This window comes from Pseudomonas sp. (assembly GCF_051660785.1).
GTDB lineage: Bacteria > Pseudomonadota > Gammaproteobacteria > Pseudomonadales > Pseudomonadaceae > Aquipseudomonas.
The window spans coordinates 1-12,744 of the sequence record NZ_JBOFQE010000005.1; the positions used below are offsets into that span (position 1 = coordinate 1).

The following is a 12,744-nucleotide window of genomic DNA, read 5'->3' on the forward strand; positions in this document are numbered from 1 at the left end:
CCGGAGCAGGCTCGCTCCCACACGGGATTTGTGTACGCCATAGAACCACTGTGGGAGCGAGCCTGCTCCGGGCGGCGTTCCGACGATGGCGTCAGCCCTGTCAACACAGAACCAGGCTCAGTGTGCTTCGTTCAGGATCAAGCTCCGGTAATGCCCAGGATTGGACCCCGACCACTTGCGAAACGCCTTGTAGAACGAACTCGCATCGGCAAACCCCAACCGCGTGGCAATTTCGGCAAAGCTGATGTGCGGCTCGGCCAGCCACACAATCGCCAACTCCTTGCGCACGCTGTCCTTGAGCCCTTGGTAGGTCTGCCCTTCCTCCGCCAGCCGACGGCGCAAGGTCGAGGCGGACATGCAAAGTTGTTGCGCCAGCGGTTCGGTCTCCGGCCACTGTTCGGCGGGCAACTGGCGCAAGTCATGCTTGATCCTGCTCGCCAGGCTTTCCGGGTCGCGGTACTTGACCAGAATGTTCGCCGGCGCGTGGGCCAGGAAACGCTTCAATTCTTCAGGACTGCGCTTGATCGGCAGGTCCAGGCAATCGGCCGAAAAAATCATCCGCGTGCGCGGCCGGTCGAATCGCAGGTTCTCGGAAAACATCACCTGATAGTCAGCGCAGAAATCCGGTTCCGGGCAGCGCAGTTCGATGGCCAGGATCGGTATGCGCCGTCCGGCCAGCCAACAGGCGACGCCGTGGACGATCATCCAGTACGTGAAATAGGTGAAGGCGCGGCGCGGATCCTGGTCGTCTTCCAGCAACACGATTTCCGCCAGGCTTTGTTGACGAACCAACTGCGCGGGCATGCGTTCGAGCATCAACGACAGAAAGCTCAGGCCCGACGCCAGGCCCGCCGCCAGGCTTGGCTGGATCATCGAGCTGCGACAGAGAAATTCAAGGCTGCCGGATTTGAGCTTGCGCGGGTCCATGCCAAAAAACTCATCGTCCCCGCGCCGGGCCAACAAGCGCCACAAACGCGCATAGGCAGTGGCGGGCACCCGGGCATCGCTGGTTTGCAGCAGCGCCGGATCGATGCCGACCTTGTTCAACACCTCGTCGGTGGCGGCTCCGGGGGCGCAGCTTTGCAACAGGGCTTCGCGCACCAGTTGAATGGCGATGGTGTCTTTTTCCGACATTGAGCGAGGTGGGCCTTGTTCTTGTTTGAGTGCGGGCATATTAGCGCAGCCGTCAGCCCAATGCAGATCCTATGGGTAGCGAAAATCCCTGTGGGAGCGGGCTTGTGGCGAGGGGATTTATCCCCGTTGGGCTGCGAAGCAGCCCCAAGAATCGAATATTGAGGTGGGTCAGGTACTCCGCACAGGATGGTTTTACGACTGCTTCGCAGCCGAACGGGGATAAATCCCCTCGCCACGAGCTCGCTCCCACAGGGGATTTGAGTGATGTTTAGAGTTGTTCAGGTTAGGTTCAGGTAAATGTCAATGAATGCCATTTGGGAATGAGTGTCATTATGTTACAAATTAGCACCCTATCTAATTCCGAGTCGGTGCTGAATGCTTGTCCCTTTTCTGATCATGCTGCGCGAAGGCATTGAAGCCGCGCTGATCGTTGGCATCATCGCCAGCTACCTCAAGCAGACCGGTCGTGGCCAGTGGATGCCGGCCGTTTGGATCGGCGTGTTCCTTGCCGTGGCGCTGGCCCTGCTGGTTGGCGGTGGCCTGGAACTGGTCAGCGCCGAATTTCCGCAGAAACAACAGGAACTGTTTGAAGGCGTGGTCGGGCTGGTGGCCGTCGGCATCCTCAGCTCCATGGTGTTCTGGATGCGCAAAGTGGCGCGTTCGATCAAGCACTCGCTGCACGTCTCCCTCGATCACGCGCTGACCGGCTCTAAGCACCAAGTGACGGCGCTGATCGCCATGGTGTTTTTCGCCGTGGCCCGGGAAGGTCTGGAAACGGTGTTCTTTCTGCTCGCGGTGTTCCAGCAAAGCGAAGGTCCGGCGGCACCGATCGGCGCCCTGCTCGGTCTGATCCTTGCGATCATCGTCGGCTTTCTGATCTACACCGGCAGCATGCGCCTGAACCTCGGCGCGTTCTTTCGCTGGACCGGTCTGTTCATTCTGGTGGTGGCGGCGGGCATTCTCGCCAACTCGGTGCAGGCACTGCATGAAGCCGGGGTGTGGAATCACCTGCAAACCGTGCTCTTTGACTTCAGTACGACGCTACCAATGGATCGCCCGGTGGGCTCGGTGCTGGCCGGCATGTTCGGCTATCAGGACGCGCCGACGGTCAGCACCCTCGGGGCTTATCTGATTTACCTGGTGGTGGCGCTGGTGATGTTTTTTTACCCGGTTCCGGCTCCCGGCGCGGCACCTGTTGAACAACCCTCTTCCGTTTCCAGCCAGTAAGGGCACCCATGCCAAATCAAGCCCCTCCCCAGGCTTCGCCTCCCCGCGCCTTGCGCTGGGCGGTGGCCGGTTCGGTGATCGTGATGATCGCCGCCGGTGGCCTGTTCTACTACGCCTCGAAAATGGCCGCAGCCAAGCGTCAGACCCACCACGATGAGGTGGTGGTGACCATTCACTCGCACAACTGCGAACCGAATGCGCTGACCGTTCCGGCGGGCCGCGCCAGTTTCCGCATCGTCAACCGCTCGGACCGGGCCGTTGAATGGGAAATCCTCGATGGCGTGCTGGTGGTCGAAGAACGGGAAAACATCGCGCCGGACCTGAGTCAGGTAATCAACGCCAACCTGCTGCCCGGCGACTACGCGATCACCTGCGGATTGCTGAGCAACCCGCGCGGCACCTTGCACGTGACGCCGACTGCCGCCTCCGACGCGGCGGCCAAGGCCAAACCGTCGATGGTCGCGTTCGTGGGGCCTTTGTCGGAATTCCGCGTGTACCTGAGCAGCCAGGGCAGCGCACTGATCAACGCCGTCGCCGCCCTTGAGCAAGCCATTGCCGCCGGTGACCTGAGCCAGGCACAAGCGCTATATGTGCCCGCTCGCGCCGCCTATCAACGGATCGCCCCGGCCGCCCAGCGCCTGGCCGAACTGGACAACGCGATCAACGCCCGCGCCGATTACTTCGAGAAACGCGAGCAGGATCCGTCCTTCAGCGGTTTCCACCGGATCGAATATGCGCTGTTCCAGCAACGCAACCTCGACGGCCTGACGCCGATTGCCCAGCGCCTGAGCAGCGACGTCACCACGCTCAAACAGCAACTGCTCGCCCAGTCGCTGCCACCAGAGCAACTGGTGAGCATTGTCGTGCGCAATCTCCACAGCCTCGCCGATGTGCGCGCCAGCAGCGGCGAAGAAGAACGCTACAGCCACACCGACCTGAACGGGTTCGCCGCCAACCTCTTCGCTGCGCGCAAAGTCGTCGACCTGTTGCGCCCGTTGCTGAGCAACACCGCTGCCGAGTTGCTGCCGAAGATCGACAGCGCGATCACTGCCCTTGACGCCGAACTCAACGGTTTGAAGGTCAAGGACGGCTACGCGAGCTACGACACGGTCACCGCCGAACAGCGCAAACAGATCGCCGACAAGGCCAAGGCGCTGACTGACGCACTCGATGGAATCGATCCCGCCCTCGGCCTGTCCGGCCTTTAAGCAGAAGACTCAATACCGATGAACGATTCAGAACACTTCAATCTTCAGCGTCGCCGTGTCTTGATGGGCATGGGCGCCGCCGGTGTCGCGCTGGCAGGCTCCGCACTGAGCTGCCCGGCGATGGCCGCGAGCCCCGCGCAAGTCACCGAAGCGCCGAGCAGCGACAAGACCGAAGACCGCCACGCGTTCCACGGCAAACACCAGACCGGCATCGTCACCCCGCGTCCGGCGTCGGGCATGCTGGTGTCGTTTGATGTGCTGGCCAGTGATCGCGAGGACCTGGAGCGGCTGTTCCACACGCTGAATGAGCGCATCGCCTTCCTGATGCAGGGCGGCCCGGTGGCGCAAGTCGATCCGAAACTGCCGCCGGTGGATTCAGGCATCCTCGGTCCGGTGGTCACGCCGGACAACCTGACGATAACCGTGTCGGTGGGTGAATCGCTGTTCGACGAGCGCTTCGGCCTGGCCGCTGCGAAACCGAAACGGCTGATGCGCATGGTCGGTTTTCCCAACGATGCACTGGAAGCCGATTGCTGCCACGGCGACCTGAGTCTGCAGTTCTGCGCCAACACCACCGACACCAATATCCACGCCCTGCGCGACATCGTGAAGAACCTGCCGGACCTGCTGCTGGTGCGTTGGAAACAGGAAGGCAGCGTACCGCCACAGGCCCCGGCGAAACCCGGTGTGCCGGCGCAGAGCGCGCGCAACTTCCTGGGTTTTCGCGATGGCTCGGCGAACCCGGACTCCAACGACGCCAAGGCCATGGACAGCCTCGTCTGGGTGCAACCGGGCAGCGACGAACCGGCGTGGGCGGCCAATGGCAGCTACCAGGCGGTGCGGATCATCCGCAACTTCGTCGAACGCTGGGACCGCACGCCCTTGCAGGAACAGGAAAGCATCCTCGGGCGCATCAAAAGCACCGGCGCGCCTATGGGCGGCGAGCATGAAACCCAGGTCCCGGATTACACCAAGGACCCGGAAGGCAAGCTGACCAAACTCGACGCGCACATCCGCCTGGCCAACCCGCGCACCGCCGCGACCCAGGCCAACCTGATCCTGCGCCGGCCGTTCAACTACTCCAACGGCGTGAACAAGAATGGCCAGCTGGACATGGGCCTGTTGTTCATCTGTTACCAGGCCGATCTGGAAAAAGGCTTTATCACCGTGCAGACCCGACTCAACGGCGAGCCGTTGGAGGAATACCTCAAGCCGGTCGGCGGCGGTTACTTCTTCACCCTGCCAGGTGTGACGGGCGAGAAGGACTTCATCGGTCGCTCGCTGCTTGACGCTACCTCTCCAAAAACAACCACCTGATCAACCCCCACACGGAACCGTCCCATGAAAAAGTCGCCACTCGCGTTATTGCTGACCCTTGGCTTGCTCAATACCCCGCTTTCGGCTTTCGCGGCGACGGCGCCGTTGGAGCTGGTGCAGCCGATTTCGGATTACAAGATTTACGTCACCGAGCAGCTGGATGAGCTGGCCAGCCACACCCAGCAGTTCACCGATGCAGTGAAAAAAGGTGACCTGGCCACCGCCAAAAAACTCTACGCACCGACCCGGGTTTACTACGAGTCGATCGAGCCGATTGCCGAGCTGTTCAGTGACCTCGATGCGTCCATCGACTCCCGTGTCGATGACCACGAAAAAGGCGTGAAAGCCGAAGACTTCACCGGTTTCCATCGCATCGAGTATTCGCTGTTCTCGGAAAACAGCACCAAGGGTCTGGATGAACTGGCTGACGGTTTGAACAAAGACGTCAAAGACCTGCAGACCCGCGTCGCCGGCCTGACTTTCCCGCCTGAGAAAGTTGTCGGCGGCGCCGCTGCGTTGCTGGAAGAAGTCGCGGCGACCAAGATTTCCGGTGAAGAAGATCGCTACAGCCACACCGACCTGTATGACTTCCAGGGCAACATCGACGGCGCGAAGAAAATCGTCGACTTGTTCCGTCCGCAGATCGAGAAACAGGACGCGGCGTTTATTGCCAAGGTCGACAAGAACTTTGCCAGCGTGAACAAGATTCTCGCGAAGTACAAAACCAGGGATGGCGGGTTTGAGACGTATGACAAGGTGAAAGAGAATGACCGCAAGGCGTTGGTCGGGCCGGTGAATACGTTGGCGGAGGATTTGTCCACTTTGCGTGGGAAGTTGGGTTTGAACTGATTTTTGTAGCGTCTGAGCTGGCCCCATCGCGAGCAGGCTCGCTCCCACAGGGGTTTTGTGTCGATCACAAATCCAGTGTGGGAGTGAGCCTGCTCGCGATTGCATTATCACAGTCACCTATTTTCCACCTGGCTGTCTTGACCCGCGCTAACATCCCCCGCCAATAACAAACGCTCACGGAAGACTCACCCATGACCACCCCTGCCTTCGACCTGCGTCCATTGATGGTCGCCAACATGGCCTGTTCCATGTCGATGATGGCGTTCGTCTCCCTGATCGGGCCGATTGCCCGGGTGTTGGGCCTGGCCACCTGGCAGGCCGGCGCGGCGGTGACGGTGTCCGGGGTGATCTGGATGCTGCTCGCCCGCCCCTGGGGCCAGGCCAGCGACCGCTATGGCCGGCGCCGGATTCTGTTGATCGCCACGGCTGGTTTCACCCTCGCCTATTGGGCCTTGTGCCTGTTCATCGACGCCTCGTTGCGGTTTCTGCCGTCGGCGCTGCTGGGGTTTATCGGGTTGATGATCGGACGCGGCCTGATCGGCGTGTTCTATGCCGCGATTCCGGTCGGTGGCAATGCGCTGATCGCCGACAACATCGAACCGCAACACCGCGCCAAAGCCATGGCAGCCCTGGGCGCGGCCAACGCCTGCGGCCTGGTGATCGGCCCGGCGATTGCGGCGTTGTTGTCACGGTTCAGCCTGAGCCTGCCGTTCTACGCCATGGCGATCTTGCCATTGCTGGCGTTTGTGGTGCTGCATTACAAGCTCAAGGGTCAGGAACTGCACCTGCGGCAAGCGCCACGCAAGGTTCATCTGAACGATCCACGATTGCGTCGCCCAATGGCTGTCGCGTTCGTGGCGATGCTGTGCGTATCGATTGCGCAGATCACTGTCGGCTTCTTCGCTCTCGACCGACTCGGCATGAGCCCGGCCGACGCTGCGCAGACCGCTGGCATCGCCTTGACCATGGTTGGTTTCGCACTGATCTGTTCGCAATTGGTGGTGCGCCGGCTCGAATGGCCGCCGCTGCGGCTGATCCGCGCGGGCGCACTGGTGGCGGCCGTGGGGTTTGCCGGCAGCATCCTGGCGGATGCTGCGTGGGGTTTATGGCTGTGCTTTTTCGTGTCGGCGGGCGGGATGGGCCTGATCTTTCCATCGTTCGCCGCACTGGCGGCCAACGCGGTTGACGCTTCGGAACAAGGCGCCACCGCCGGTTCCATTGGTGCCGCGCAGGGCTTTGGCGTGGTGATCGGACCGTTGGCGGCGACGTTGATCTACGACATCGAACCGCGTCTGCCCTATCTGGTGGCCGCTGCGCTGTTGCTGCTGGTAGCGCTGTGGCCGCAGCCCCGGCAGCACTGAGCCTTACAGGATGCGATAGAGCAAACGCTCGATCCGCACCCGACTGACGCGCTTGAGAAACTTGGCCACCGCCGCCGGGTATTCCAGCAGGGTTTCCAGATCCTGATAACGCTGGATGCGCGTGGTGTTCTGGAAAATCTCGCCCAGCTCCTTACTGCGCGGCTCCAGCAACTCGCCTTTCGGGTCGTCGATCAGCAGCGCGTTTTCCAGATCGAGTCGGAATGCCCGTGGGTTGAGGTTATTGCCAGTCAGCAAGGTGTAGCGTTTGTCGATCCACATGCCTTTGAGGTGGTAGGTGTTGTCGCCGTCCTTCCACAAATGCAGGTTCAGCTTGCCGCTGTCGACGCTGTGCTGATGGCGTTTGGCGAAGCGCCGCAGACTGATCTCGTAGAGGTATGGCAGCGCCGCGATCACCTTGAACGGTTCGCTCGGCGGGATGTAGAAGTCGTTGGCAGTCTTGTCGCCGACCACGATGTCGATCTTCACGCCACGGCCCAGGGCCCGGTTGATTTCCCGGGTCACCGCCAGCGGCAGGTTGAAGTACGGCGTGCAGATGGTCAGCTGATGTTGGGCGCTGGCGATCAATTCGCAGATCACCCGGCTCAACGGGTTGTTCTTGCCGACACCGAGCAACGGACTGACCGACAATCCACCCTTCTGCGTGCTGCCGGCCGTGGTGTCGTACGCCGCGTGCTTGAGGCGGCTGCGCAAATCGCCGATGTCGTTGCGCAGGCTGCGGGTGGTCGGCAGGTTCGGCAGGTCAAGGCGATGCACCGCTTTGGAGGCAACCAGGCCGTGCTGGATCAAGTGCTGCATGGAATCGGCCAGCGCGGCGTTCTGCAGCAGGTGATAACGGTCGTAGCGGTACTTGTCGAATTTGTGCAGGTAAACGTTGTTCAGGCTCGCGCCGCTGTAGATCACGCAGTCGTCGATCACGAAGCCTTTCAAATGCAGCACGCCGAACAGCTCCCGGGTTTGCACCGGCACGCCGTACACCGGCACTTCGCTGGCGTGGGTGCGCGTCGCTTCCTGATACCAGGCCGAGTTGCCCGGCTGTTTGCCGGCACCGATCAAGCCGCGCTGGGCGCGCAGCCAGTCCACCACCACGACCACGTCCAGTTCCGGACGCGCCAGTTTGGCGGCGTGCAAGGCATCAAGGATTTCCTGACCGGCCTCGTCCTGTTGCAGGTACAGCGCGACGATGTAGATGCGCTGGGTGGCACTGGCGATTTTTTCCAGCAGGCAACGACGGAACTCGGCAGCGCCGGACAGGATGGTGACGGCATCGGCGGTCAGCGGAAAACTGCGCAGTTTAGGCAGCAGAGAGCGTTTGAAAAGCGACGGCATAGGGCTCGCAATGGGTCAATTCCGAATAGTCCGAGAGCTTACACCATGGATCAGCCTGGGTCTTGTGAGCGTCTGTAATGGCCTCATCGCTAGCAGGCTAGCTCCCACAGGGGAATGCATTTCAACTGTGGGAGCCAGCCTGCTGGCGATAGCAATTCTTCAGGCGCTGCAAATATCCGCTTGACCAAGGAGAACGATCGTTCTACTGTTCGCCACATGAACGAAATCACAAGCAACGACACACGCGACATCATTCTGGATGTCACAGAAAAGTTGATCTACAAAAGTGGCATCGCAGCCACCGGCATGGATCTTCTGGTGAAAACCGCCGGCGTCTCCAGAAAGAGTATCTACCGCTACTTCGCCAACAAGGAGGAGCTGACCGTCGCCGCCCTGCAACGGCGCGACGTGCGCTGGATGCACTGGTACAGAAGTGCAGTCGACCAGGCTGAAACCCCGGCCGAGCGCCTGCTCAACCTGTTTACCGTGCTCAAGGCCTGGTTCGCCTCTGAAGGCTTCCGCGGCTGCGCATTCATTAACACCAGCGGCGAAACCGGCGACCCGCAAGACCCGGTCCGCCTGGTCGCCAAAGACCATAAACAGAAGTTGCTCGACTACCTGTGCGAGCTCTGTACCGAACATGGCGCTACCGACCCGGAGACGCTGGCCAGACAGCTGCTGATCCTGATCGACGGTGCCATTACCGTAGCGCTTGTGATGGGTGATCACAGTGCCGCCGATAATGCGCAATGCATGGCGCGAAAGTTATTGGACCTGTAACACTTACACCAAGCCCGACAACTTGCTTGAACTTTAATTTGAGAGGGAGACTTTAAATGTCCAACACTGAAGTTCGTCCGCCATTGCCGCCGTTTACGCGTGAATCGGCCATCGAAAAAGTTCGCCTGGCCGAAGACGGCTGGAACTCCCGCGACCCCGAACGGGTGTCGCTGGCCTACACCCTGGACACCAAGTGGCGTAACCGCGCCGAGTTCGCTTACAACCGCGAAGAAGCCAAAGGTTTCCTGACCCGCAAATGGGCCAAGGAACTGGATTACCGCCTGATCAAGGAACTGTGGGCCTTCACCGGCAATCGCATCGCCGTGCGTTATGCCTATGAATGGCACGACGATTCGGGCAACTGGTTCCGTTCCTACGGCAACGAAAACTGGGAGTTCGACGAGAACGGTTTGATGGCCAACCGGTTCGCCTGTATCAACGACATGCCGATCAAGGAAAGCGACCGCAAGTTCCACTGGCCGCTGGGGCGCCGCCCGGATGATCATCCGAGCCTGTCCGACCTCGGTCTGTAACTTCACATAAATCCAAATGTGGGAGCTAGCCTGCTAGCGATGACGTCTTAGCATTCAACACATTAGTTGTCTGTCATATCGCTATCGCGAGCAGGCTCGCTCCCACAGTGTTTCGGTGGTGCTCAGGCGACCGCGGCTTGTTTCACGCCCGCCTCGGCCTCTAGCTCGCGCACCAACGGCAACACCCGCTTGCCGAAATACTCCACCTCTTCCTGAAAGTGCAGGAACCCCGCCAGTACCAAGTCCACGCCCACCGCCTTCAACGCCACGATGCGTTCGGCGATCTGTTGCGGCGTGCCGATCAGGTTGGTCTTGAAGCCATCGTTGTACTGCACCAGATCCTCAAACGTCGACTTCGCCCAGTTGCCCTCGCCCTCTGGCGACGCCCTGCCCGCCTGCTTCGCCGCATCGCCAAAGGCATTTACCGCTTCCGGATCGGCCTGATCGATGATCTGTGCCAATACGGCCCGCGCTTCTTCTTCCGTGTCGCGAGCGATGACAAACGCATTCACGCCGACTTTCACCGAATGATTATTGGCGGCGGCCTTGACGCGAATGTCGTCGACCTGGGCTTTGATGCCTTCCGGCGTGTTGCCGTTGGTGAAGTACCAGTCCGACACTCGCGCCGCCATGTCCCGCGCGGCACGCGAACTGCCGCCCTGGAAGATTTCCGGCTGGCCCAGCGGTTTGGGCTTGAGGCTGTAGTTGTCGAAGCGGTAGAAGTCACCGCGAAAGGTGAAGTTGTCCTGGCTCCAGATGCCTTTGAGCGAGCGGATGAACTCTTCAGAACGGCGATAACGTTCGTCGTGTTCCAGCCAGTGTTCGCCAATCGCCTGGAATTCGCCCTTGAACCAGCCGCTGACAATATTCACCGCCACCCGGCCGTTAGTCAGCTGATCGATGGTCGCCAGTTGCTTGGCCGCCAACGCCGGCTGCCAAGGCCCCGGTAGGATCGCGGCGATCACTTTCAGTTTGGTCGTAGCGGCCAGCAGCGCATGGCTGAAGGCGACCGACTCGTGCTGGAACTCAGCGCCGTAACCGGCGGTGAAACGAATCTGGGTCAGGGCGTATTCGAACCCGGCCTCTTCGGCCAGTTGCGCCAGTTTGCGGTTGTAGTCGATGCCCCAGTGGGTGCGTTGTTCGATCTTGCTGACCACCAGCCCGCCGCTGACGTTCGGCACCCAGTAGGCAAATTTGACGGCTTGCTGACTCATAGGCATGTCCTCGGGATGTTGGGAAGTCCTTGGGGCAGAGCAGCAACCGTGCCAGTACTGATTTCTTGAAAGATACCTGTGGCGAGGGAGCTTGCTCCCGCTGGGCTGCGCAGCGGCCCCCAAATTCTTGTGAGCGCTGCGCACTCAAGCGGGAGCAAGCTCCCTCGCCACACATATCGGTGTGTCTGGGGCAATTTGCGGATGCGCTGTTGGTTGAGCAACAGTTGGGCGCACCTGGAAATCGACCACGCCGCGCAAATCCTGGCGTGAAGCGCCAGGCATGGTCCGTGCAATCTCTTTTGGCATTCACTGCCCAAGGAACCCTCCCATGACCGAACACCAAATCATCAACCCTCTGTCCATCGGCACTGACTATGAGGCACTGGCCTCAAGATTCCGTCCGATCTTCCAGCGCATCGCCGCCGGTGCCGTCGAGCGCGAACAGTCCCGCAGCCTGCCCTTCGAGCCGATTCAATGGCTCAAGGACGCCGGATTCGGCGCCGTGCGGGTACCGGTGGAATATGGCGGTGGCGGTGCATCGCTGCCGCAGTTGTTCGAGTTGCTGATTGAGTTGGCCGAGGCCGATTCCAACGTGCCGCAGGCACTGCGCGGGCATTTCGCCTTTGTCGAGGACCGCTTGAACTCGCCGCCGGGGCCGAGCCGGGATCTGTGGTTCAAGCGCTTCGTCGAGGGTGACATCGTCGGCAACGCCTGGACGGAAATCGGCAGTGTGGCGATCGGCGACGTCATCACCAAAGTCTCGCCCCACGGCGATCAGTGGCGGCTCAATGGCGAGAAGTTCTACAGCACCGGCAGCCTGTTTTCCGACTGGATCGACGTGTATGCCCAGCGCAGCGATACCGGCGCCGACGTGATTGCCGCAGTCCGCACCCGCCAGGCCGGGATCGTGCAGAGCGATGACTGGGACGGTTTCGGCCAGCGCACCACCGGCAGCGGCACCTCGCGATTTATCGACGCCGAAGTCGACCCCGAAAACATCCTCGACTTCGCCACCCGCTTCAAATACCAGACCGCGTTTTATCAGCTGGTGTTGCTCGCCACCCTGGCCGGGATTGGCCGCGCGGCATTGCGCGATGTGGCGCATCAGGTGCGCGAGCGCAAACGGATTTACAGCCACGGCAATGCGCAGCACGTCAGCCAGGATGCGCAGGTTCAGCAAGTGGTCGGTGACATCGCCGCGTGGGTGTACGCCGCCGAAGCGAGTGCCTTGAAGGCCGCGCAACCGGCGCAACGGGCGTATCTGGCGCGGTTCTCAGGTGATGAGCTGCTGGAGCAGGCGGCAAATGTCGCGGCGGAAATCGAGTCGGCCAAGGCACAAGGAGTGGTTTCTGAATTGATCCTGCGGGCGACCACGCAGTTGTTCAATGCGCTAGGGGCCTCGGATGTTCGCGAGGGCAAATCGCTGGACCGGCATTGGCGCAATGCGCGGACGGTGTCGTCGCACAATCCACTGATTTACAAGGCGCGAATTGTCGGGGACTGGACGATCAACGGGACGGAGCCGCCGTTTGTGTGGCAGATCGGGAATGGGCCTGCCAGCAAGTGATGTAGTGCCCTCAAGTCAGTCATCGCGAGCAGGCTCGCTCCCACAGGGGATTTGTGAACGCCACAGGCCCAATGTGGGAGCTAGCTGTGATCTCTCTGTAGGTTGTTCACTCGGGGCTTTTCCGGAAAATTGGAGGTGCGAACCAAACCAAGTACCCGGAGGCCCCGAGTGAACACTCATAAAAATGCCCGATTAACCGTTTCTGGT

Annotated in this window: 11 protein-coding genes; 8 read left to right on the plus strand and 3 right to left on the minus strand. The window is 60.9% G+C overall.

Annotated elements, in window-relative coordinates; genetic code table 11:
- Positions 1 to 117: 117 nt before the first annotated feature.
- Positions 118 to 1,134, minus strand: a complete 1,017-nt coding sequence (locus ACRC4F_RS01290) for an AraC family transcriptional regulator (protein WP_438657739.1) — start codon at positions 1,132 to 1,134, stop codon at positions 118 to 120.
- A gap of 375 nt (positions 1,135 to 1,509) precedes the next feature.
- On the opposite strand from ACRC4F_RS01290, the gene efeU reads away from it, so the two are divergent.
- The 5 genes from efeU to ACRC4F_RS01315 all read left to right on the plus strand — a co-directional run bounded on the left by efeU (position 1,510) and on the right by ACRC4F_RS01315 (position 7,096).
- The gene (gene efeU, locus ACRC4F_RS01295; protein WP_438657740.1) at positions 1,510 to 2,361 is read left to right on the plus strand and encodes an iron uptake transporter permease EfeU; all 852 of its coding nucleotides are present in this window, start codon (positions 1,510 to 1,512) and stop codon (positions 2,359 to 2,361) included.
- Between the two features lie 8 nt (positions 2,362 to 2,369).
- Positions 2,370 to 3,569 carry an iron uptake system protein EfeO gene (gene efeO, locus ACRC4F_RS01300; protein WP_438657741.1) on the plus strand — a complete coding sequence of 400 codons (1,200 nt, stop codon included), beginning with the start codon at positions 2,370 to 2,372 and terminating at the stop codon, positions 3,567 to 3,569.
- 18 nt (positions 3,570 to 3,587) lie between these two features.
- Entirely contained in the window at positions 3,588 to 4,886 is a 1,299-nt protein-coding gene (gene efeB, locus ACRC4F_RS01305; protein ID WP_438657742.1) for an iron uptake transporter deferrochelatase/peroxidase subunit, read from the plus strand.
- Positions 4,887 to 4,910: 24 nt separating this feature from the next.
- Positions 4,911 to 5,735: an iron uptake system protein EfeO gene (gene efeO, locus ACRC4F_RS01310; RefSeq protein ID WP_438657743.1), complete on the plus strand. Its 825-nt coding sequence runs from the start codon at positions 4,911 to 4,913 to the stop codon at positions 5,733 to 5,735.
- 191 nt (positions 5,736 to 5,926) lie between these two features.
- Complete coding sequence (locus ACRC4F_RS01315) at positions 5,927 to 7,096, plus strand: MFS transporter (protein ID WP_438657744.1); 1,170 nt, start codon at positions 5,927 to 5,929, stop codon at positions 7,094 to 7,096.
- A gap of 3 nt (positions 7,097 to 7,099) precedes the next feature.
- Here the strand turns inward: ACRC4F_RS01315 and pssA are convergent, their stop codons facing one another.
- Positions 7,100 to 8,443, minus strand: coding sequence for a CDP-diacylglycerol--serine O-phosphatidyltransferase (gene pssA, locus ACRC4F_RS01320; protein ID WP_438657745.1), 1,344 nt, complete (start codon positions 8,441 to 8,443; stop codon positions 7,100 to 7,102).
- A 216-nt stretch (positions 8,444 to 8,659) separates the two neighbouring features.
- Between pssA and ACRC4F_RS01325 the strand changes: the two genes are divergently transcribed.
- Both ACRC4F_RS01325 and ACRC4F_RS01330 read left to right on the plus strand, forming a co-directional pair.
- Positions 8,660 to 9,223 carry a TetR/AcrR family transcriptional regulator gene (locus tag ACRC4F_RS01325; RefSeq protein ID WP_438657746.1) on the plus strand — a complete coding sequence of 188 codons (564 nt, stop codon included), beginning with the start codon at positions 8,660 to 8,662 and terminating at the stop codon, positions 9,221 to 9,223.
- A 56-nt stretch (positions 9,224 to 9,279) separates the two neighbouring features.
- Positions 9,280 to 9,756: a DUF1348 family protein gene (locus ACRC4F_RS01330; RefSeq protein ID WP_438657747.1), complete on the plus strand. Its 477-nt coding sequence runs from the start codon at positions 9,280 to 9,282 to the stop codon at positions 9,754 to 9,756.
- Positions 9,757 to 9,878: 122 nt separating this feature from the next.
- On the opposite strand, the gene sfnG is transcribed toward ACRC4F_RS01330, so the two are convergent.
- Positions 9,879 to 10,970, minus strand: a complete 1,092-nt coding sequence (gene sfnG, locus ACRC4F_RS01335; protein WP_438657748.1) for a dimethylsulfone monooxygenase SfnG — start codon at positions 10,968 to 10,970, stop codon at positions 9,879 to 9,881.
- 328 nt (positions 10,971 to 11,298) lie between these two features.
- On the opposite strand from sfnG, the gene ACRC4F_RS01340 reads away from it, so the two are divergent.
- Positions 11,299 to 12,537 (plus strand): acyl-CoA dehydrogenase family protein, encoded by a 1,239-nt coding sequence (locus ACRC4F_RS01340; RefSeq protein WP_438657749.1) that lies wholly within the window; start codon positions 11,299 to 11,301, stop codon positions 12,535 to 12,537.
- Positions 12,538 to 12,744 lie beyond the last annotated feature (207 nt).